The sequence below is a fragment of the Rhizobium sp. BK008 genome (assembly GCF_014197345.1).
Classification (GTDB): domain Bacteria; phylum Pseudomonadota; class Alphaproteobacteria; order Rhizobiales; family Rhizobiaceae; genus Rhizobium; species Rhizobium anhuiense.
Genome location: NZ_JACIFK010000001.1, coordinates 779076 through 798099, shown reverse-complemented (window position 1 = coordinate 798099; position 19024 = coordinate 779076). Strand labels below are relative to the sequence as shown.

At 61.9% G+C, this 19024-nt stretch carries 23 protein-coding genes and 1 riboswitch; of the genes, 11 read left to right on the top strand and 12 right to left on the bottom strand.

All coding sequences use genetic code 11. The features are described 5' to 3' along the window. Positions 1 to 95 precede the first annotated feature (95 nt). Both FHT69_RS03775 and FHT69_RS03770 read left to right on the top strand, forming a co-directional pair. Positions 96 to 245: a hypothetical protein gene (locus FHT69_RS03775; RefSeq protein ID WP_245294514.1), complete on the top strand. Its 150-nt coding sequence runs from the start codon at positions 96 to 98 to the stop codon at positions 243 to 245. A gap of 235 nt (positions 246 to 480) precedes the next feature. Next, the gene (locus tag FHT69_RS03770) at positions 481 to 1503 is read left to right on the top strand and encodes an LLM class flavin-dependent oxidoreductase (RefSeq protein ID WP_063473338.1); all 1023 of its coding nucleotides are present in this window, start codon (positions 481 to 483) and stop codon (positions 1501 to 1503) included. 3 nt (positions 1504 to 1506) lie between these two features. Here FHT69_RS03770 and FHT69_RS03765 read toward each other — a convergent pair whose 3' ends face one another. Next, positions 1507 to 2334: a helix-turn-helix transcriptional regulator gene (locus tag FHT69_RS03765; protein WP_047610678.1), complete on the bottom strand. Its 828-nt coding sequence runs from the start codon at positions 2332 to 2334 to the stop codon at positions 1507 to 1509. 97 nt (positions 2335 to 2431) lie between these two features. Here FHT69_RS03765 and FHT69_RS03760 point away from each other — a divergent pair, with 97 nt between their 5' ends. Then, entirely contained in the window at positions 2432 to 3355 is a 924-nt protein-coding gene (locus FHT69_RS03760; RefSeq protein ID WP_063473339.1) for a phytanoyl-CoA dioxygenase family protein, read from the top strand. A 298-nt stretch (positions 3356 to 3653) separates the two neighbouring features. Then, positions 3654 to 4580: a LysR family transcriptional regulator gene (locus FHT69_RS03755; RefSeq protein ID WP_132572432.1), complete on the top strand. Its 927-nt coding sequence runs from the start codon at positions 3654 to 3656 to the stop codon at positions 4578 to 4580. On the opposite strand, the gene FHT69_RS03750 is transcribed toward FHT69_RS03755, so the two are convergent. The 3 genes from FHT69_RS03750 to FHT69_RS03740 all read right to left on the bottom strand — a co-directional run bounded on the left by FHT69_RS03750 (position 4567) and on the right by FHT69_RS03740 (position 7674). Further along, entirely contained in the window at positions 4567 to 5847 is a 1281-nt protein-coding gene (locus FHT69_RS03750) for an MFS transporter (RefSeq protein ID WP_168334049.1), read from the bottom strand. The genes FHT69_RS03755 and FHT69_RS03750 overlap by 14 nt on opposite strands. Next, positions 5844 to 6488 carry a winged helix-turn-helix domain-containing protein gene (locus FHT69_RS03745; protein ID WP_168334048.1) on the bottom strand — a complete coding sequence of 215 codons (645 nt, stop codon included), beginning with the start codon at positions 6486 to 6488 and terminating at the stop codon, positions 5844 to 5846. The genes FHT69_RS03750 and FHT69_RS03745 overlap by 4 nt, the downstream gene beginning before the upstream one ends. A 67-nt stretch (positions 6489 to 6555) precedes the next feature. Then, complete coding sequence (locus FHT69_RS03740) at positions 6556 to 7674, bottom strand: adenylate/guanylate cyclase domain-containing protein (RefSeq protein WP_183904932.1); 1119 nt, start codon at positions 7672 to 7674, stop codon at positions 6556 to 6558. 217 nt (positions 7675 to 7891) lie between these two features. Here FHT69_RS03740 and FHT69_RS03735 point away from each other — a divergent pair, with 217 nt between their 5' ends. Further along, positions 7892 to 8116 carry a hypothetical protein gene (locus FHT69_RS03735; RefSeq protein WP_047610691.1) on the top strand — a complete coding sequence of 75 codons (225 nt, stop codon included), beginning with the start codon at positions 7892 to 7894 and terminating at the stop codon, positions 8114 to 8116. A 218-nt stretch (positions 8117 to 8334) separates the two neighbouring features. Here FHT69_RS03735 and FHT69_RS03730 read toward each other — a convergent pair whose 3' ends face one another. Next, a complete protein-coding gene (locus tag FHT69_RS03730; RefSeq protein WP_018485640.1) occupies positions 8335 to 8643 on the bottom strand; it encodes a GCG_CRPN prefix-to-repeats domain-containing protein in 309 nt (102 codons plus the stop codon). A gap of 185 nt (positions 8644 to 8828) precedes the next feature. Then, positions 8829 to 9275, bottom strand: coding sequence for an SRPBCC domain-containing protein (locus FHT69_RS03725; protein WP_018242718.1), 447 nt, complete (start codon positions 9273 to 9275; stop codon positions 8829 to 8831). A 259-nt stretch (positions 9276 to 9534) separates the two neighbouring features. After that, positions 9535 to 9678: riboswitch (FMN riboswitch) on the top strand. Positions 9679 to 9756: 78 nt separating this feature from the next. On the opposite strand from FHT69_RS03725, the gene FHT69_RS03720 reads away from it, so the two are divergent. Both FHT69_RS03720 and FHT69_RS03715 read left to right on the top strand, forming a co-directional pair. Beyond that, a complete protein-coding gene (locus tag FHT69_RS03720; RefSeq protein ID WP_047610695.1) occupies positions 9757 to 10191 on the top strand; it encodes a 6,7-dimethyl-8-ribityllumazine synthase in 435 nt (144 codons plus the stop codon). Between the two features lie 350 nt (positions 10192 to 10541). Then, entirely contained in the window at positions 10542 to 11231 is a 690-nt protein-coding gene (locus FHT69_RS03715) for a VOC family protein (protein ID WP_183904931.1), read from the top strand. 142 nt (positions 11232 to 11373) lie between these two features. Here FHT69_RS03715 and FHT69_RS03710 read toward each other — a convergent pair whose 3' ends face one another. Then, positions 11374 to 11907, bottom strand: a complete 534-nt coding sequence (locus tag FHT69_RS03710) for a cytochrome b (RefSeq protein WP_183904930.1) — start codon at positions 11905 to 11907, stop codon at positions 11374 to 11376. Then, on the bottom strand, positions 11888 to 12364 hold the full coding sequence (locus FHT69_RS03705) for a MarR family winged helix-turn-helix transcriptional regulator (RefSeq protein WP_047610698.1): 477 nt from the start codon (positions 12362 to 12364) through the stop codon (positions 11888 to 11890). Before FHT69_RS03705 ends, FHT69_RS03710 begins: the two co-directional genes overlap by 20 nt. A gap of 98 nt (positions 12365 to 12462) precedes the next feature. Here FHT69_RS03705 and FHT69_RS03700 point away from each other — a divergent pair, with 98 nt between their 5' ends. Continuing rightward, entirely contained in the window at positions 12463 to 12831 is a 369-nt protein-coding gene (locus FHT69_RS03700) for an antibiotic biosynthesis monooxygenase (RefSeq protein WP_183903087.1), read from the top strand. A 70-nt stretch (positions 12832 to 12901) separates the two neighbouring features. On the opposite strand, the gene FHT69_RS03695 is transcribed toward FHT69_RS03700, so the two are convergent. Further along, positions 12902 to 13786 carry a LysR family transcriptional regulator gene (locus FHT69_RS03695; RefSeq protein ID WP_183904929.1) on the bottom strand — a complete coding sequence of 295 codons (885 nt, stop codon included), beginning with the start codon at positions 13784 to 13786 and terminating at the stop codon, positions 12902 to 12904. A gap of 125 nt (positions 13787 to 13911) precedes the next feature. On the opposite strand from FHT69_RS03695, the gene ampC reads away from it, so the two are divergent. Then, entirely contained in the window at positions 13912 to 15069 is a 1158-nt protein-coding gene (ampC, locus tag FHT69_RS03690) for a class C beta-lactamase (protein WP_183905368.1), read from the top strand. A 120-nt stretch (positions 15070 to 15189) separates the two neighbouring features. Here the strand turns inward: ampC and FHT69_RS03685 are convergent, their stop codons facing one another. Together FHT69_RS03685 and FHT69_RS03680 are read right to left on the bottom strand one after the other, a co-directional pair. After that, a complete protein-coding gene (locus FHT69_RS03685) occupies positions 15190 to 15966 on the bottom strand; it encodes a DUF1194 domain-containing protein (RefSeq protein WP_063474675.1) in 777 nt (258 codons plus the stop codon). Positions 15967 to 16079: 113 nt separating this feature from the next. Then, a complete protein-coding gene (locus tag FHT69_RS03680) occupies positions 16080 to 16982 on the bottom strand; it encodes a LysR family transcriptional regulator (RefSeq protein WP_047610706.1) in 903 nt (300 codons plus the stop codon). Between the two features lie 194 nt (positions 16983 to 17176). Here FHT69_RS03680 and FHT69_RS03675 point away from each other — a divergent pair, with 194 nt between their 5' ends. Both FHT69_RS03675 and FHT69_RS03670 read left to right on the top strand, forming a co-directional pair. After that, on the top strand, positions 17177 to 17902 hold the full coding sequence (locus FHT69_RS03675) for an SDR family NAD(P)-dependent oxidoreductase (protein ID WP_132572451.1): 726 nt from the start codon (positions 17177 to 17179) through the stop codon (positions 17900 to 17902). Then, positions 17896 to 18384, top strand: coding sequence for a RidA family protein (locus FHT69_RS03670; RefSeq protein WP_183903088.1), 489 nt, complete (start codon positions 17896 to 17898; stop codon positions 18382 to 18384). The genes FHT69_RS03675 and FHT69_RS03670 overlap by 7 nt, the downstream gene beginning before the upstream one ends. 59 nt (positions 18385 to 18443) lie before the next feature. Here the strand turns inward: FHT69_RS03670 and FHT69_RS03665 are convergent, their stop codons facing one another. After that, on the bottom strand, positions 18444 to 18983 hold the full coding sequence (locus FHT69_RS03665) for a Pycsar system effector family protein (RefSeq protein WP_047610710.1): 540 nt from the start codon (positions 18981 to 18983) through the stop codon (positions 18444 to 18446). Positions 18984 to 19024: the final 41 nt, after the last annotated feature.

The window sequence follows — 19024 nt, the reverse complement described above, 5'->3', positions numbered from 1 at the left end:
AAAAAAGAAAAGCACCAGAAAAAACGAAAAAGCGCGAAACATATAATCTCCCAAATACCAACTGATAAAACCACTATCTCCTTAATTTCATTTGAATGATTCCAGAAAAACTCTCGCGAATCCGGCGATTCCCGACCTTTGCCGGCGAAGTGCGGGCGCTCTATCAAGACGATGCCAGCCTGCGCGTGCCATCGCAGGTGTTCAACGCCGTGCACACGCAGCTGGAGGATGTCGGCGCGGTGTGAAAGCCTGTGGAGATTCAATGGAAATTTTAGCACACGAGCATCTCCTCTCCCCCATTCCTGTGCTCGCCACAGGAATGACGGAGGAAAGGGCACGCGACACTCTCCAGAGATAGCGGAAGATAGCGCGTCAAATGCCGGATAAGTGATACGCCACATCCCCCCGCTTCCGATTGTCTTCCGGCCCGAAACTATGCCATGACCCATCCACCATGAGATGCAACGGAAAAGGCGCGGCATGAAGAAGATCGGTTTCCTCTCGTTCGGGCACTGGACGCCCTCGCCCCAATCGCAGACGCGCTCGGCAGGCGACGCGCTGCTGCAGTCGATCGATCTTGCCGTAGCGGCCGAAGAGCTCGGGGCGGACGGGGCGTATTTTCGCGTGCATCATTTCGCCCGCCAGCTGGCCGCGCCCTTCCCGCTGCTATCGGCCGTCGGCGCCAGAACCAACCGGATCGAGATTGGCACCGCCGTCATCGACATGCGCTACGAGAACCCGCTCTATATGGCCGAAGATGCCGGTGCGGCCGACCTCATTGCCGGCGGCCGTCTGCAGCTCGGCATCAGCCGCGGTTCGCCCGAGCAGGTGATCGATGGCTGGCGCCATTTCGGCTATGCCCCGCCGGAAGGCCAGAGCGAGGCCGACATGGCCCGGCACCATGCCGAAGTCTTCCTCGAAGTGCTGCGCGGCGAAGGTTTTGCCAAACCGAATCCGCGGCCGATGTTTCCGAACCCGCCCGGCCAGCTGCGCCTCGAGCCGCATTCCGAGGGCCTGCGCGAACGCATCTGGTGGGGCGCGAGTTCCAACGCCACTGCCGTCTGGGCAGCCAAGCTCGGCATGAACCTGCAGAGCTCGACGCTGAAGGACGACGAAACGGGAGAGCCGTTCCACGTCCAGCAGGCCGACCAGATCCGCGCCTATCGCGCGGCCTGGAAAGAAGCCGGCCACACACGCCAGCCGCGCGTCTCGGTCAGCCGCAGCATCTTCGCGCTGGTCGATGACCGCGACCGCGCCTATTTCGGCTACGGCAACGACGAGGGTGACAAGATCGGCTTCATCGACGAGAAGACCCGGGCGATCTTCGGCCGCAGCTATGCTGCCGAGCCTGACGCCCTGATCAAGCAGCTCGCCGAGGACGAGGCAATCGCCGAAGCCGACACGCTGCTGCTGACCGTCCCCAACCAGCTCGGCGTCGCCTACAACACCCATGTCATCGAAGCGATCCTCACCCATGTTGCCCCGGCGCTCGGCTGGCGCTGACGTTCAAACCCGCCTGTATCTCGTGCGGAATTCACGAGGACTGCAGCCCTCGCGTTCGTGAAAGACACGCGAAAAATAAAACGGGTCATCCAGGCCGATCATGGCAGCAACCGTTTCGATCTTCTCGTCGGTAGTTGCCAGTAGCTGTTTGGCGTGATCCATGCGCGCCCGAAGCTGAAATGCCTTGGGAGGCAGCCCCGTCTCGAGCGTGAACCGCCGGCGCAGGGTGGCCGGCGAGATGCCGTGCTCGGCGGCGAAGGCAGCGAGATCCAACGGCTGCATCGCTCGCTGCCGCAGCGTTTCCACGATTGCGGCCATGTCGGGCCTTTCCTGTCGTCGATCGCCCGCGACACTTGCCGCCTGTCTGGCGGCTGAGATGACGATGCGATGCAGCATCACTGCCGCCGACGCCTGTCCGAGGTTGGTATCGTCAAGCAGATCGGTATGAAGCTTGGCGAAGAGCCGCGCGACGTCATCGAGATGATGCAAGGCGACGACCGGGTGCCGCTCGGCGATGAGCCTCAGCCGCACGAAGTCCCGCGTGAAGGACCCTTCGAAAAGCGCCCAGCGCTCGTCCCAGCCTGCTTCATCGGGGCCATAGGAATGGGCGCGGTTGGGAAACAGCCAGAAGAGGGCCGGTCCCGCCAAGCTCAAGCGGCCGCTGGCGGCGGTTTCCAGCCAGCCCTGCCCGCGCTCCACCAGCACGACGGCGAAACTCGGCAGTTTCCGATCCCTCACCGCATGATGGGCATGCTGCCGGCCACTGCCGGTGACCGCAAGTCCGCCGGCCGCGCCGAGCGGTGACCGATAGATGGCCTCGACGTCTTTCATGGTGAGCGAAAAGTCCAGCTATGATTTTCCTCTATGTCGGTTGTCCCAACAGATCAGCTAACGAATGGCGAGCCAACTCAAGCGATGGAAGGCTGAAATGTCAATTACCGCCAAAACGATGCAAGCCCGAAAGCCGGAATTTCCCCTTGCCGCCCACGGCAAGACCTTGCCTGCGGAGCGGACGGGCTGGCTCGCGCCGACCGATCCCGCCATCGGCGTCGACGCCATCCGCCGCCGCTACCAGGACGATGGTTATGTCTGGCTGAAACGCCTTCTGCCGCGGACCGATGTTCTCGATTTTCGCCGCTGGGTCTTCGAACGCCTTGCCGAAACCGGGCTGGTCGAGCCCGGCAGCGATTTTTCGCTGGGCATCGCGTCTGCCGCCGGCTTCGACAGGAGCCTGGCGGACCGGCGCTTGATGTCGCTGGTCCGCTCTGCCGCCTATGAAGGCTTCTGCGCGCAGCCGCCGCTTGCCCGTTTCATGGACGATTTCCTGCAGGGCATCTCTTATCTGCACAAGCGCAAGATCATGCGTTTCGTTCAGCCGGGATCGCCAACGGCCACACCGGCTCACTATGATCTCGTCTATCTCCGCGGCGGCACCAGACGCCTGGTGACGGCCTGGATTCCGATCGGCGATATCCCCGCCGAGATGGGGGGGCTGGTCTACCTCGAGCGCTCGCACGCGGTTGGTGTCAGGATGGAGGCCGAGTTCCAGGCCGCAAGCGGCGATCTTTCTCCGGAAGAGCGGATCAGCGCCTATAACCGCCACATGGCCGAAGGCGGCTGGGTCTCGAAGGATCTCCCTGATATGGCGGAGCGCTTCGATACTCGCTGGCTCGCCGCCGATTATGAGGCCGGTGATGTGGTGCTCCACTCGCCCTACATGATCCATGCCTCGACCACCAACCAGGACTGCAGCCGACGGCTGCGCCTCTCCACCGACATAAGATATCAGAATGTCGACGACGAGATCGACGTCCGATGGAACAACCATTGGAGTCTCGGCGACATGCTGTAGCGCGGTTCGACGGCCTCATTGGGCACAGCCCCGGCTCTGCCGGCGCATCATCCGGTATAGGCGACGGCGCTGCTGCGGAAAGGCGAGGCCAAAAACGCCCGTCAGCGTGGTCGCGGCGGCCGTTGTTGACCGGCAATCCGGTGTGATGGCCGCTATGGCAGGTTGATTGACGAACGGACGTCGACACAGAAGCGAAGCGCCCGGACCTTACTGCCGCGTCGGACGTTGATGCTGCGAACCTTGAATCTGTCGCATGACTGACCGAGGTATGCTGTAGCCGAACCGCTCGAGTGCCCTGATGCCACGTACGAACCTGAACGATATCCTGATCTTCATGGCAGTCGTCGATGCCGGAAGCTTTATCGCCGGCGGCCAGGCCATGGGCCTCTCCCGTTCGGCGGCAGGAAAGGCCGTCATCCGCCTGGAAGACCGGCTTGGCGCGCGCCTGCTCAACCGTACGACGAGAACGCTGGGCCTGACCGATGAAGGCCGGATGTTTTACCAGCGCGGGCTGCAGATCCTCGCATCGGTCGACGAGGCGGAGGCGAGCGTGGCGGGGCAGAGCGGCACGCCGCAAGGCGTTCTCAGGCTCACCGTTCCCGATGCCCTGGGGCGGCTCGTCGTGCTGCCCCTGCTTGAAAAATATCTTCGGGCCTGGCCCGACATCCAGGTCGAAGTGAGCTTCACCGATCGCCCGGCCGACATCGTCGAAGAAGGCTCCGATCTGGCGATCCGGATCGACGCGACGGCGTCGGATACCCGCCTGGTCTCGCGTGTGATCGCCACCTATAAGGCGCGGCTCTGCGCGTCGCCATCCTACCTGACTGAGCGCGGGGAACCGCGCAATATCGACGACCTCGCGGCCCACGATTGCCTGATCTTCGCCAGCCGCCATCAAAGGCAGGGCTGGCGCTTTCGCGGCGAAGGCGGCTCCTGGGTCAAGGCGCAGGGCCGCAGTCGCCTGAGGCTCGACAGCGGAGAGGCGATCCGCGACGCCGCGCTCGCGGGGCTGGGCATCGCGCTGCTTCCCGATTTTCTCGTCGCCGACGATCTTACCGCCGGTCGCCTCCGGCAGATCCTGCCCGACCTCGAAACCGACGACGCAAAAATCGTTACGCTCTATCCCGACAAACGCCTGCTGGAACCGCGTGTCCGCCGCTTCATCGATCTGATGGTCGAGGAGCTTGGGGGCCAGGTACGCGACCATGACGCTAGCTCTCGGTGAGAGGCTTGTCGAAGCCGCGGAAACTTTTCAGCGCCAGAGGAAAGAGGGTTGCGGCGAGATAGGCGAACCCGGTGAGCGAGAGCGCTGCGGCAAGGCCGATCATGCTGATCAGGGCGCCGCCGAAGAGGCCGCCGAACGGGATGAGGGCAAAGCAAAGGGCGGCGTTCATTGCGGTGACGCGGCCGATCAGCGGCTTGGGGATGCGCTCGAAGATCACCGCCGACAGGATCGGATTGAGGAAGCCCGAGGCAAATCCAGCGATTGCCAAAGTGAGAAAAATAATGGGGAGCGGCGCGTCCAGCGCAAGAACGAGAAAACGCGGAAATCCGGTCAGCAGGAAGGCCACCGTATAGATCATCAGGCGCGGCATCCGCTCGCCGATCGCAGCGGCAATCGCCGCGCCGGCGATCGAAGCGCCGGTGAAGGCCGCAAACATCGCCCCCAGCAATTCCGGGCCATGGCCCGAACTCTGCGTCCAGACGGGCAGCAGCACCGCCCCATAGGCCTGGTCCAGCAGATTGGTGGTCGCCACCATGATGACGATGCTGACGAGCACCGCATCGCCGCGCAGAAAGCACCAGCCTTCCCTGAGATCGCCGAGATAGGAGGACATTCCGCCCGGCCGAGCCTCGGGCGCGCCGCGCGGCGCGGGCATGCATTGCAGCCCGGGCATGCATTGCAGCCTGGGCATGCTTTTCAGCCCGGGGATGCCTACCCCCACAATCAGCGCGGCGGCGGCGAAGGTGACGGCATTGACGACCAGCGCCTGGCCCGGGCCGATCAGGCTGATCACCGCACCGGCACCGGCCGCACCCACTGTCGAGGCCAGCCGCTCGATGGCGCCAACGACACCGGTCACCCGCTCGAGCGGTACGGCCGCCAATTCGGCGATATCGGGCACCATCGCCTGCTTGGCGGCATCGGACGGACCGCGTAGCACACCCATGGCAAAAACGATCGGTAGCAGTACCGGCATACCAAGCAGCCCGAGCCGGTCGAGCAGCGGCACCAGCATCACCACGGCCACCGAGGCGGCGTCGCAGACGACAGCGATGCGCTTCGCGCCGACGCGGTCGATCAGCGGCCCACTGAGCGCCTTGGCAGCGACATAGGGCAGCATTTCCATCATCGCCGTCAGCCCCGTTAGAACCGGGTTGCCCGTAGCGACCAGCACCAGCCAGGGAATGGCGATGGTCGACAGCCGTGTGCCGGACAGCGAAAGCGTCTCGGCGGCGGCAAGCGCCAGGAAAGGCCCACCCCTTCTCATGACCCGTCATCCTCCTCGCGATGCGGGAGCCGGCCCGGATAGGGAAAGGCGTGCAGCATGATCGAGAAAGGCACCATGCCCGGAGCGGTCGCCTCGCCCAAAGGCGGAGCCGCCCGCATTGCTTCGAGGATGATGTCGGTCAGCTGCCTGGTCAGGACCTCGGCCTGTTCTGCCGTCATCGGGATGATGACGTCGTTGGCAGCGCTCGCCTTGCGCCATTCCGCCGGCAGTTCGGCATACTCCTCCAGCGCCTGCTGCATCTGGCCGACCTGCAGGGAGAGTACCGCCTGGTTGAAGGCGAGGTCGAGGTCGAGCGCTTCGCCCTCGGCCTCGCTTGACGGCACCGAGGTGAGTTCGTGGCTGGCGCGCCACCAGCGGTCGCGCCGCGAAGCATGCGGCGCCTCCTCGATGAAGCCGTATTGGGCGAGCTGGCGCAGGTGATAGCTGGTCGCGCCGCTGTTCAGCCCAAGCCGCGCTGCAAGCTGTGTCGCCGTGGCAGGCCCGTCGATCCGCAGCATGCCGAGCATCCGCAGCCGAACCGGATGCGCCAGCGCCTTTAAGGCGGTCGGATCCGGCACGACGCGACTGACGGTGCGCGGTGCGGTGACGGATTGAGCAGGCTGTGGGCGCGGTTTTTTCATGCGCGAAGCCTACTATTGCAAAGACATCTTTGCAAAGCTTTCTTTGCAAAGATGTCTTGCGCGTGGCTCAATCCGTCGGCAGCGTGAACACCGCACAAGGGCCGGCAATGCCCCGCAAGGTATGCTTTCCCAGCGGCATCAGCGCGGTCGTCGTATTCGCTGCCACGGCACCCGAGATCAGCACGCTTCGGCCGAGCGGCTTGCACAGCCCTTCCAATCGGCTGACCAGATTGACGGCGGGGCCGATGGCGGTGAAGTCCAGCCGGTCGGCCGCGCCGATATTGCCCCACAGGATCTCGCCGAAATGCAGCGCCGCGCCGAAGGGCAGCGGCGCCAGCCCCTGCGCCAGCCGCAGTTGGTCGAGATGGGCCATGCCCGCTCGGCTGGCGGCGACCGCGCGAAGGGCGGCCTCGCAGGCTTCGCGATCCCCTTGGGCTGCATCGCCTTCGCCCGACGCAACAGTGACCGGAAAGATCGCCAGCACGCCGTCGCCGATGAACTTCAGCACCTCGCCGCCGAAGGCATGCACTGCGCCGGCGACGCGGTCGAACCAGGCATCCAGCGCTGATATCATCACGTGAGGTTCGGTTACCTCGGAGAGCGCGGTGAAGTCGCGCAGATCGGCGCAGAGAAGCGCCGCGCGGATGGTCTCGCCGGTGCCGCGGGCAAGCGCGCCGGCCTGCACCCGGGCGGCACTGCGCCGGCCGAGATAGGCTTCGAGCAGCGCGGCCCGCGCCTCCCGCGCCGCCAAAGCGGCGAGCGGCGCTGCGGCAAAACGCGCGACCTCGCAGAGCAGGCTGGCTTCGGCCGGAGCGAATGCACCGCCCCCTGCCCCGTCGGCAATCCCTGCCCAGCCGAGTAGCGGGCTGTCCGATGCCTGTTTGTCCCGCGGCGGCCCGATCCTTGCCTCCCATACCGGCCCCAACCCGGCGAGCCACTCGCGCCCGGCCTCACTTTGCGGGGCCGCGGCGAAGGCCAATGCCTCGATGACGGCGCCGGTCTCGGCCCGCCACAGCCAGGTGCGCCGCGCGATGATCGGATGCGGCACCGAAAGCGTCAGCGCCCCGCCGGAAAGCGGCAGGCCATCGGCCAGCAACCGTCGCCCGAGCTCGGCCAGAAACCGTTCGGGACCAGGCGAGGCCCCGGCCTCGTCAACCAGCCAGGCAAGGGGAGACGGCAGATCCATCGCTCAACATCGCATGCCGACGTGGACGTCCGCAAGGATATCGCCGGGGTGATCGCGGAGACGTTTTTCAGCGACCCAGTCCGACGCCTGTAAAAGGCGTCCGCATCGCCTGTCGAAAACCGTCCAGCGCGGTGGAAAACAAAAAATAAACACTTTAAACTTGCGCGACTTTGATTCCATTATAGGATCGTTCGTCATCGTGTGATTGAGGGGTACGATGGGCACGATATTCTGGCCGAAAGATCCGCTGGATGGGGATGACATGACGCTGCTGACGTCGATCCTCCGGCGATGGTGCGAAAGATATCAGGTCGAGCTGACGGCGGAGGAGAGCAGCCGTAAGGCGAAGGAACTCGTCGAATGGTTCGAATTCGGCGTCAAGGATCCTGTCGAGCTTGAAGAACTGATCGACGGCAAGTACTGGCTCGTCAGCAGTATTTGACCATATCGGACAAATGCAGAGAACGCTGCCTGTCAGCGTCGGCGAAGCCGTTTCATCAGAAAAGGCCGGGCGAAAATCGCTCCGGCCTTCGTCCATCTCGATCTCATGCATGTCGCCCAAAAGTGCGCAGCGGTTTTGGGACAACAACATGCATAAATCAAAGACTTAAAGCGCGTCGCATGATTCCGGTTTGACGCGACGCGCTTTAAGCGAGACGTTTAGTCATCATCCCGCCAACGACGGTCGCGATCCCAGCGCCTCTCATGGCGCCAGCGCGGGCCATCCCAATCCCGGTGACGCCGCTCCCAGCCCCAGCGGGGCGGACCACCGTAGAAAGCGACTGGCGGCGGGCGGCGCCAGTTTCGCCGGCATTCGCCCCAGCGGGTCAGGTGCCAGCCGCGACCGCAGGCATAGTCGACCTTCGTCACATTGCTCTGCACATTGATTGTTCCAATCGGCATCGCCTCAGCTGTACCGATCGAGAGGCTGCCGGCAAGCAAGGCAGCCGCGATAGAAAGTGCCTTCATCGAGAACTCCATTTCAATCCAGCCGCAATCACTTTAGGAGCGCCAAATTGAACTGGAGATGAACTGCGCGTTCATGTTTTCGGGAGCAAAAGAAGCGCTTTCGGACAGCCGATCGCAGCGCCGGCCGGCAGTATTCCCCGCTGCGGCAAACGCTTCCGGGCACCCTGCTGCCGGCGCAAAACCGTTCATGTCCTGCCGTAAAAAGGATCGGGACCCGGATCACGCCCGGCGGCGACCTCGGTCAGCCGCCCGAGATAATGGGCCCAGCCTTCCGCATGGCCGGCGCATTGATCGGCGCTGGGCAGGCCGCTATGAGTGAGCCGCAGCAGCGTTCCGCCGCCCTGCTCGATCAGGTCGATCTCGACCAGGCTCGATCCCGGCGGTACCACTTCGCTGCCGTCCCAGCCGAAACTGTAGGCAAGGCGATGAACCGGCACCACCTCGCGAAACGAGCCGCGCGCAAAGCGGGCGCCGGTGACATTGACGAGATAGAGCCCGCCGGGTTGCGGCTCGACCTGCGCTTCCGTTCCCATCCAGCGCAGGATCTTCTCCGGATCGGTCATCAGCGCAAACACCGCAGCCGGCGGCGCCGCGATATGCGCCTCGCGGTGAACGACGAAAGATTCTGGCATCACTCCCTCCCATGGTGGCTGTCGCCTGCCCCGCCTCGGGCGAAGACGGCGTATCCTGTTCCGTTATGTTGTTCCGACGTGGATGTCCTCACCCGAGCATGTAGGGGCAAGCCCATCCTCAGCAAGAGGCATCGGCTGTTCGCCATCGACGGAGAAACGAAACCGCCACTTTGCGAGCCTTGATCCGCATCGACAGATTCATCGATCACGAAAGCACTTCCGACCTATTGCCAGCCCGCCGCCTTCCCCCTATTGTCGCCGCCGTTCTCAGGGCGGGGTGAAAGTCCCTACCGGCGGTATGCAGTTCCGATTGCGAGCCCGCGAGCGCCTTCTTAAGGAAGGGTCAGCAGATCAGGTGAGATGCCTGAGCCGACGGTCATAGTCCGGATGAAAGAGAACGTGCGTTCCTGCCGCCCTTGCGGCTGTCGGGAACGTTCGTGATCGCCTTGGGTGATGTGTCTGTTCGCCAAAGGAGATTACCATGACACCCACCCGCTACGCCTTCGTCAAAGCCAGCTGGCACGCCGACATCGTCGACCGCGCCCTTGATGGCTTCTATCAGCTCGTTCCGCCCGAGCAGGTCGATGTGTTCGATGTTCCCGGCGCATTCGAGATGCCGCTGCTGTCGCGCGATCTCGCCGCAACCGGGCGCTATGGCGCCGTCATTGCCGCCGCCTTCGTCGTCGACGGCGGCATTTACCGCCACGAATTCGTCGCGCAGGCCGTCGTCGATGGGCTGATGCGCGCCGGCATGGATACCGGCGTGCCGGTGCTGTCGGTTTCGCTGACGCCGCATCAGTATCAGGAAACCGAACACCACAAGCAGATCTACCGTGCGCACTTCATCGAAAAAGGGCGCGAGGCAGCAAAGGCGGCCCTGACGATCGGCAAAACCCGCGCCGCTCTCGCCGCGTAGAAGGATCCATCTTCCCGCACGCGGCTCGATGAGCCGCAACACAAGAGACGAAGACGGCGGGAACAAACCCGCCGCCTCACCGGATCGACTGATCCTTGCCACCCCGCGGGTCGGAAACGACACGCCCGCGGGTCGGAAACGACACGCCCGCGGGTCGGAAACGACACGCCCAAGGGTGGGGAACGACACGTCCGCGGATCGGAGCGACAGGCCCTGCGTCGCAGCGGAATCCGCCAATACCGGCCAAATCCGACAGAATAATTGATTCGACGGCCCGACCGCACTGTGGTCCACTGACTGCTGACATGTATCGCCATTCTTAACGCATCCCAAACCCCATGGAGCTGAAGATGAGCAATGCACTGCGCAGCGAAACCCCCATGCAAACCCCAAAATCACAGCCTGTCGACACCAAGCTCGAGGTGGTCGTCATCCCCGTTTCCGACGTCGACCGCGCCAAACGCTTTTACGACGGCTTGGGTTGGCGGCTCGACGCCGACTTTGCCAATGATGCCGATTTCCGAGTGATCCAGTTTACCCCGCCCGGCTCCGGCTGCGCGATCATCTTCGGCAAGAACGTCACCGCCGCAGCCCCGGGTTCCGCCCAGGGACTCTACCTGATCGTCTCCGATATCGAGGCTGCCCGTCGCGATCTGATCGCCCGCGGCGTCGAGGTCAGCGACATGTTTCATGACGCTGCCGGCGTCTATGCCGGCAAGGACGAGCCCTATCTGTTCGGGCGGCTGCGCATCGCAGGCCGCGATCCCGAACATCGCAGCTACCGCTCCTTCGCCTCGTTCAAGGATCCGGACGGCAACGGCTGGCTGTTCCAGGAAGTCACCACGCGGCTGCCCGGACGCATCGACGCCGACGAAACGAAATTCACGACTTCCACCGAGCTTGCGGCAGCACTGCGCCGCGCGGCAACCGCCCACGGCGAACACGAGAAGCGAAACGGCGGCAAGCACGACGAAGGCTGGCCGGACTGGTACGCCGAATACATGGTCAGCGAACAGGCCGGCAAGCAGTTGCCGCTATAGGCACGGGCTCCAGCGTCATCGCAGACGGCAACATCGTTTGACAAACGTCTCGGCACGCATCGCGCCGAGACGTTTTATCGTGTCTTTGCCTTCCTCGTAGCGGCTCTCGGTTCAGACACCCTCGCCGCCTCGTCAGCCGACCTCAGCCGCCATACCACATCCGCCGCAGCAGGTGATCGCCGCGAACGAGTTGGTGATAGAGCGCAGCGCCGGCATGGAAGACCAGCAGGCCGACAAGCAGCAAGGCGCCTAACCCATGCGGGCCACGCGGCGGATAGGCAGTGAAATCAGGCAGCATGGCGCCGGGCGCCCCGAAGACGGCGGGAGCGGCACCGCTGAGGATCATCATCCCGATGCCGCTGGCGACCATGCCGAGAATGAAGACGTAAAAGGCGACGTGGACAAAGCGCGCGAGGCGCGCCTGCCAGCGAGGCGATGCCTTAACCGGCGCAGGCTTGCGATCGAAACGCCACCACCAGACAAGGCGAAGAGCCGTGAGAAGCAGGACGATGACCGCCACCGGAATGTGGAAGCGCAACAGCCCAGCCTTGGTCGCCGCGTCCACGGCGTTGGCGGCCCGGAAGCCGGAGCCGAGCAACGCCAGGATCAGAACCGCGCTCAGCCAGTGGATCGACACCGCTATTGCGCCATAGCGATCAGGCCTGCTCTTCAACATCTCCATTTCCTTCCAGTTTGCTGCGCAGCGCCTTCATGACGGCATGCGTGGTTTTGAGATCCTCGACCTGAAGCCCTTCCGAGAGCATGTCGACCCACGGCGCCTGCAGGTGCATGGCGGTTTCATATGCCTGTTTTCCCTTGTCCGTCAGCACGACGAGCTGTGCCCGCCGGTGATGCGGATTGGGCTGGAACGCCAGAAGCCCTTCCTTGTCCAGATCGTTGACGATGCGCTGGACGTTCTGGCGGTTGGCCCCCATGTCGCGCGCCAGCCACGCGACCGGCTGCGGCCGGCCTGCCGTGGCCACAGTGCCGAGGACATGCCAGCGGGCGCTCGTCAGACCGAGCCCCTCGACGAGCTTGTCGCCCGCGTTGATCATCCGGTTGTTGAGCCGGAAGAGATCCAGAATGAGGTCGGTCAAGGCCGTTCCGGTCGGGCTTCGCTGAGGTTCTCGCATTTGTCACCATGTACCTATATTGACATTATGGTGTCAAAGGAAATATGTGTCCTTATCACCAGATTGACATCATGTAACCAATTCAGATGGAGTCGACCATGTCACTCATGCGTCCGATGGACCCCGCCTTCCCGATCGATCGTCAAATCGCGCTCGATGCTTCCGCGATCGTCCTCATCAATATCTTCACGCTCGACAAGGCCGACGAGCAGGCCTTCCTTGAAGCCTGGCAGGCCGATGCGGCCTTCATGAAACGCCAGCCGGGCTTCATCTCGACCCAGCTTCACCGGGCTATCGGCGAAAGTCCTGCCTATCTCAACTATGCCGTCTGGGAATCGACCGCCGACTTCAGGGCGGCATTCTCGCATCCGGAGTTCAGGGCAAAGCTCTCCTCCTACCCGTCCTCGGCCGTTGCCTCCCCGCACCTCTTCCAGAAGGTCGCCGTGCCGGGCATCTGCGTCGCCTAGGAAGCCCGTTCCCTGAGAGCGGGCACATGGATCTTCGCGGTCCGGTCCCTCGACTCCGCGCCAGAAGGTCTCATTGAGATGTGGAAGACATCTGCGACATTATCCAATCGGAAAATGCGAGCATGGCTGCCGTTGGCGGCCTTGATTGAAGTCGGGTCAGCCAATAGCTCCCCAATGATATCGTCGTGGGAAAGGGTTGGTTTAGAGCCCCTGACGACAGGTGCCTGGAAAACATCGACGGCGGCGCCAGAGCGATTCCCAGTCCTTGCAGCGCCGCCTCCGTCATGGCGACGGAAGAGTCGAAAACGATGCCTGCGTTGACCTGCGCCGCAGGAGGAACATCCGCTGCCGCGAACCATGTGCTCCACTCGTCGGCCCTGTAACTGCGCAAAAGCGTCGCCTCGAGCAGGTCTGCGGGCGACCTTAAACGCTCCGCCAATTTGGGGGTGCATAGTGGAGAGAGCGGAGCGTCGAACAGACGCCAGGCTTCCGTGCCGTGCCAGGAGCCGCTGCCGAAGCGAATGGCGAGATCCAGTCCTTCAGCGGCCATGTCGACGCGATTATTGTTTGTCGAAATGCGCACGTCGATGAAGGGATGACGCTGTTGAAAATCCGGAAGCCTTGGCAATAACCAGCCGACAGCAAAGGTTCCGACGACGCCCAAAAACAGCAATTCCCGAACCTGACCGGCTTCAATCCTGTCCAGCGTGATTGCCATTTGATCGAAGGAAGTGGTCAACGTCGGCAAAAGAGCTTCACCTTCTGCGGTGATTTTCAGGCCCCTTGGAAGGCGCTGGAAAAGGGCAACGCCCAATCGCTTCTCCAGGCTTTTGACCTGCTGGCTGACAGCGGCCTGGGTAACACAAAGCTCGATCGCGGCGCGGGTGAAGCTGAGATGTCTCGCCGAAGCTTCAAAGGCCCTCAAGCCATTCAAAGGAAGGAATTGCCAAACCATTTTAGCCCTAGATTTTCTTGTGTTTCCTCAGAGATATCATCGTTTGCCACCACAAAACAGTGCCGTTAAATGCCATGCTCATGCGCCCTTTGGCGCTGAGAAAACTGCTTCCAGAGGATGAAAAAATGAAGTGTGACTGGCTAGGAATTCTATCGGCCGCATTGGTCTCGACATGCGTTTCTACAAGTGGCTTTGCGGCCGACGAGATGAAGCTCAAAGCCATCTCGGACGCTGCGATCAAACCGGTCATGGACAAATACGGCATCCCCGGCATGGCCGTTGCCATCACCGTCGACGGCGAGAACCACATCTTCAATTACGGTGTCGTCTCGAAGGACACCGGCAGGCCGGTCACTGCGACCACGATGTTCGAACTGGGATCGATCAGCAAAACATTTACGGTGACCCTGACATCCTACGCGGAAGCGATCGGCCGACTTTCGCTGTCGGATCAGGTCAGCAAATATCTTCCGTCGATGAAGGGAAAGCCTTTCGGCGAAGTCGTGCTGATGAATTTGGCCACGCATACGGCTGGTGGGTTTCCGCTGCAGGTTCCCGATGACATCAAAACCGAAAAACAACTGATCGACTATTTTCGAGCCTGGCGCCCCTCATACGAGGCTGGGACCCATCGAACTTACGCCAATCCAAGCATAGGAATGCTCGGATATATATCGGCGAAAATCATGGATGAGAGTTTCGTCGCTTTGATGGAAGGCAAGTTATTTCCCTCCCTTGGATTGAAAAGCACGTTCATCGATGTGCCGAAATCGCGAATGGCGGACTATGCCCAAGGCTACAAGCGGAACGGCGATCCCGCCCGGATGACGTCGGCATCTCTTTCATCGGAAGCCTATGGTGTCAAATCGACAGCAAGCGACATGATCCGGTTCGTCGACGCGAACATGGGCCTGGCCAAGCTGGACGAGACGTTCCAGCGGGCGATCACGAATACGCATCGGGAATACTTTGATGTCGGCGCGATGACCCAAGACCTTATTTGGGAGCAGTATTCCTATCCCACCACGCTGACGACGTTGATGGACAACAATTCCAGCGCGATGCTGAAGACCATTCCCGTCAAGCAACTGACGCCTGCAGCGGAGCCGCGCGACGATCAATGGATCAACAAAACCGGCTCGACGAATGGTTTCGGCGCCTATGTAGCCTTCATCCCGAAAGAGCGGGTTGGCATCGTCATCCTGGCCAACAAAAACTATCCCAACGAGGATCGCGTCTCTGCCGCTTACCGAATACTGACTGAGATAATTTCGGCGCCCTGATCCGGTAGAGCATGACGCCGAAAAGTGGGCGCGGTTTTCGGACGACATCATGCTCTAACTATGTAATTCAGAACAGGATGATTTTAGGCCCACCCGGCCTAAAATCATCCTGTTCTGGCATCAGCGGTCGAACATGTCCCGCCATTGCTTCTCACCGATCAGGCAGTCGGCACCCGTCTCGCCGCCGGCTGTTTTCTGCACCGTCGCCGGTGGGGAAAGGCCGCTGATCTCCAGCACCAGCTTGCGGCGCACGGCAACGGCAAAATCCTCGATCTTGCGGACCGGCAGCACGAAGGCGCCGGGCCCGCCGATCACGCAGTCCGCATAATATTTGTCGAGCCCGTTGGGCGCATCGGAAGGTCGCAGCATGATGGCCAGGCCGTTGATGATCATGCCTGCTTCCACCGCCTTGTCGCGGGCGGGGCTGACGGGATTGCCCGAATTGTTCGGCCCGTCGCCGGAGACATCGATCACCTGTCGTCTGGACTGAAAGGGACTGGAAACGATCATGCTGGCGCCCTGGGCGATCGCGGTGGAGATCGATGTGCGCCGCTGCGTGGCAATCGGCCGGGCTTCGAGCTTGTCGGCAAAAGCGATCGCATCCTCTTCCGTCTCGATCACCTGCCAGTCGATCACCGAATCCTGGACGACATAACCGGCCCATTCGAAATAGCTGATGGCGATGCGGCCGGTCAGCCCGCCCTTCACCGCGTCGATGAATTCCTTGTGCTTGAGCGCTTCGACATAACCCTCGCGCTGGATGCCGATCTCCTCGAAATCCATCGACCGCGAGGTGTCGACGGCGAGCACCAGCGTCACGTCGACCTCGCTTCCCCCCGCCTGCGCGGCCGGGACGAGGCCGGAAAGACCCATAAGCACCGCAAGTGTCGTCAGCATTGGCAATCCAATCCCCGCACCATCCAGGCCAGCGAACTCTAACACAGCTTGGCCGACGCAGGATGCCCGGCCGTGCGCCCAGCTTCAATTTTCGGTGATGGAATCGAAAGCCGTCAATGCAAGGGAAGCCACAAGGGGCTCTTCCATGTTTTCAGCGCCTCGAGAAAGACCTGCAACCGGGAGGGCAGGAAGCGGCGCGTGGGATAGACGGCATGCACGAAAATTTCTTCGGACGACCAGTCCGGCAGCAGGCGGATAAGCTCGCCGCTTTTGATCTGCTCGTCGCAATAGGTCGAAGGCAACAACCCGATCCCGTGTCCGCGATAGGTGAAGGCGCTCACCGCATCGAAATCCCGGCTCGATACCAGCCCCGATACATGCACGTCGATCGATTTGCGCCCGCTGACGAGATGCCATTCCGCTTCGCCGTTGCGACCGTTCAGCAGAACGCACTGATGGTCCTTCAGGTCTTCGGGCTTTAAGGGAAGCACCCTGCCCTTCAGGTAGTCCGGCGCGGCGACCAGATAGCGTACGCTCTTCCCGAGCCGCTGCGCAACGATGGTCGAATCCTTGAGATCGCCGAAGCGGATGCCGAGATCAATGTTCTCCGCGATCAGATCAAGGAACAGGTTGGTGACGAAGAGATCGACCTGAATCTTCGGATATGTCTTCAGGAAGGCCGAGACGAATTCGTAGAAGGCCTCCTGTCCAAAAATGACGGGCACGGAGATCTTCAGCAGACCTTCAGGCTTTTTCTGGGTCTCGGTCAGCACCTCCTCGGCGTCGAGGAGATGGGCAAGCGGTTCACTGCACTGATCGAAATAGGCCCTGCCCTGCGCCGTGAGGCTCAGCTTGCGGGTCGTCCGCTGCAGCAGCGTCACGCCGAGTTGCTCCTCCAGCGACGTCACCTTCCTGCTGACGGTCGACACCGGCATGCCAAGTGAATGGGCCGCACGGCTGAAGCTGCCATACTGCGCCACCTTCACGAAAACGGCGATGTCGTTCAGATCGGCCATGCCGGGATTTTTGCATATGTGCAAAAGAGAATCCAGATATTTCCATCTAATCGAGTAATGGAGTTTTCGCCATATTCACCCTGCGAAAACAATCACAACCCGATGGAGGCGCATTCGCAGCAGCCCCATCTCGAGCGACCCCGCCTTCGCAAAGCCAAGGCCCGCGTTGCCCGAACCAGTTTATGGAGATCAGCATGACTACGGGAAAAACAGTCATCGTCACGGGCGCCTCCCAGGGTATCGGAGCCGGGCTCGTCAACGCCTTCATCTTGCGCGGTTACAATGTCGTTGCCACCTCGCGCCAGGTCAGCGCCTCAGAGGCGTTCCAAGCCTCCGACAAGCTGGCGCTCGTTGACGGCGACATCGGCGATGCCGAAACCGCAGCGCGGGTAGCAAGAACCGCAATCGACCGGTTCGGCTCTATCGACGGCCTCGTCAACAATGCCGGCATTTTCCTAGCCAAGCCGTTCGTCGATTTCACCATGGCCGACTTCAATAAATTGTCCTCGACCAATCTCGAAGGCTTCATCCACCTGACCCAACTGGTCGTCAGGCAGATGCTCGCGCAGAAAACCGGCGGCAGCGTCGTCAGCATCACCACGCCATTGACCGATCATCCGATCGCCGGCTTCTCCGCCTCGGTGTCGATGATGACCAAGGGCGGCATCAACGCCATCTCCAAGAACCTGGCGATGGAATATGCAAACGAGAAAATTCGCTTCAACATTGTGGCTCCCGGCGTGGTGGACACGCCGCTGCACAAGGACAATCCGAAGGATTTCCTGAAGACGCTGTCGCCGATAACAGGCATATCCAACGTCGAGGAGATCGTCGACGCTGTCATCTTCCTGACCGAAGCGCCGCGCGTAACCGGGGAGGTGCTGCACGTCGACGGCGGCGCACATCTGGGCAAATGGTAAACCATGCGAAAGCGCAGGCAGCCGGCGCGGAACGACGGCTGCAGGAACTCGGCATCACCCTTCCCCCGCCGCCGACACCCTTCGGCGCCTATGTCGAAGCGACAAGGACCGGCAATCTGGTCTTCTTCAGCGGGATGCTTCCCGTCGTCGGTCATGAGCCCCGCTATATCGGCCGCGTCGGCGGTGCCCTGACGGTCGAAGACGGCAGGAAGGCGGCCGAAACGGCAACGCTGAGCGCGCTTGCGGCCGCCAGAGACTATCTGGGCTCGCTGGAAAGGGTCGTCAGAGTCGTCAAGCTCGGCGTCTACATCGCGACCGAAGGTGATTTCCGCGACCATCCGAAGGTGGCCGACGGAGCATCCGAAATGCTGCTTGCTGTCTTCGGCGAGGAAAAGCTCTCAGGCCGCGTCGTGCTCGGTGTCGCCAGCCTGCCCCTCGGCCTGCCGATAGAACTGGAGCTCGTCCTCGAAGTTGATGGCTGAAAGCAGCCGGGCATGTTGCGGCATGCCCGGCCAAAGCGTCCGCATCAGACTTGATGCGCTCACACCGCCACCAACAGCAGCACATAGGCGATCACACTCACCATCAGCCCGCGGAACGCGAAGGTAACGCAGCGGTATTTGCTGCGGGCGATGGCCGAGAGGATGTTGGCGTTTTCGAGATATTGGTCGAAAAGATAGCGTTCGTCTCGCCGCAGTGCCGCCTCGAAGAACAGATCGCGGTGGTTGTGCCATGCGCCCCAGAACAGCGAGGTCGAGCTGTCCAAACGGCGCGGCAGCACGACGAGGATCGCTGACAGGATGGAAAAGACCGAAGCGGCAGCAAGCAGGCCCGAGAACAACATGCTCCCTGGCGCCCCGTTCGCGTAGCGGGCCGGGCTGAAGACTGCCCTCACCTCGCTAGAGCTCACCAGGAAGGCCAGCATGAAAGTAAAGATATAGGCAGCCTTCTGATCGGAGATCTTGATCTGATCATAGAATATATCATTGATTTTCTTGATGTGGTCGAAATAACCGGCGCCAATGTCACCTGTCGACGGTTCGCTTGGCATAAGTTCAGTTGCACTCTCGAATTCGCTCACCTGAATACTCCACCCCAAAAGTGTTTCCCTGATATTACACT

Excerpts from the sequence above, each read along its gene's own strand:
- FHT69_RS03710 (WP_183904930.1), bottom strand. The coding sequence starts at position 11,907 with ATGTTGAAGAGCAGGCCTGATCGCTATGGCGCAATAGCGGTGTCGATC.
- FHT69_RS03740 (WP_183904932.1), bottom strand. The coding sequence starts at position 7,674 with ATGGATCTGCCGTCTCCCCTTGCCTGGCTGGTTGACGAGGCCGGGGCC.
- FHT69_RS03770 (WP_063473338.1), top strand. The coding sequence starts at position 481 with ATGAAGAAGATCGGTTTCCTCTCGTTCGGGCACTGGACGCCCTCGCCC.
- FHT69_RS03675 (WP_132572451.1), top strand. The coding sequence starts at position 17,177 with ATGACTACGGGAAAAACAGTCATCGTCACGGGCGCCTCCCAGGGTATC.
- FHT69_RS03760 (WP_063473339.1), top strand. The coding sequence starts at position 2,432 with ATGTCAATTACCGCCAAAACGATGCAAGCCCGAAAGCCGGAATTTCCC.
- FHT69_RS03685 (WP_063474675.1), bottom strand. The coding sequence starts at position 15,966 with ATGCTGACGACACTTGCGGTGCTTATGGGTCTTTCCGGCCTCGTCCCG.
- FHT69_RS03730 (WP_018485640.1), bottom strand. The coding sequence starts at position 8,643 with ATGAAGGCACTTTCTATCGCGGCTGCCTTGCTTGCCGGCAGCCTCTCG.
- FHT69_RS03765 (WP_047610678.1), bottom strand. The coding sequence starts at position 2,334 with ATGAAAGACGTCGAGGCCATCTATCGGTCACCGCTCGGCGCGGCCGGC.
- ampC (WP_183905368.1), top strand. The coding sequence starts at position 13,912 with ATGAAGTGTGACTGGCTAGGAATTCTATCGGCCGCATTGGTCTCGACA.
- FHT69_RS03725 (WP_018242718.1), bottom strand. The coding sequence starts at position 9,275 with ATGCCAGAATCTTTCGTCGTTCACCGCGAGGCGCATATCGCGGCGCCG.
- FHT69_RS03715 (WP_183904931.1), top strand. The coding sequence starts at position 10,542 with ATGAGCAATGCACTGCGCAGCGAAACCCCCATGCAAACCCCAAAATCA.
- FHT69_RS03670 (WP_183903088.1), top strand. The coding sequence starts at position 17,896 with ATGGTAAACCATGCGAAAGCGCAGGCAGCCGGCGCGGAACGACGGCTG.
- FHT69_RS03680 (WP_047610706.1), bottom strand. The coding sequence starts at position 16,982 with ATGGCCGATCTGAACGACATCGCCGTTTTCGTGAAGGTGGCGCAGTAT.
- FHT69_RS03735 (WP_047610691.1), top strand. The coding sequence starts at position 7,892 with ATGGGCACGATATTCTGGCCGAAAGATCCGCTGGATGGGGATGACATG.
- FHT69_RS03705 (WP_047610698.1), bottom strand. The coding sequence starts at position 12,364 with ATGCGAGAACCTCAGCGAAGCCCGACCGGAACGGCCTTGACCGACCTC.
- FHT69_RS03755 (WP_132572432.1), top strand. The coding sequence starts at position 3,654 with ATGCCACGTACGAACCTGAACGATATCCTGATCTTCATGGCAGTCGTC.
- FHT69_RS03775 (WP_245294514.1), top strand. The coding sequence starts at position 96 with ATGATTCCAGAAAAACTCTCGCGAATCCGGCGATTCCCGACCTTTGCC.
- FHT69_RS03745 (WP_168334048.1), bottom strand. The coding sequence starts at position 6,488 with ATGAAAAAACCGCGCCCACAGCCTGCTCAATCCGTCACCGCACCGCGC.
- FHT69_RS03695 (WP_183904929.1), bottom strand. The coding sequence starts at position 13,786 with ATGGTTTGGCAATTCCTTCCTTTGAATGGCTTGAGGGCCTTTGAAGCT.
- FHT69_RS03750 (WP_168334049.1), bottom strand. The coding sequence starts at position 5,847 with ATGAGAAGGGGTGGGCCTTTCCTGGCGCTTGCCGCCGCCGAGACGCTT.
- FHT69_RS03700 (WP_183903087.1), top strand. The coding sequence starts at position 12,463 with ATGTCACTCATGCGTCCGATGGACCCCGCCTTCCCGATCGATCGTCAA.
- FHT69_RS03720 (WP_047610695.1), top strand. The coding sequence starts at position 9,757 with ATGACACCCACCCGCTACGCCTTCGTCAAAGCCAGCTGGCACGCCGAC.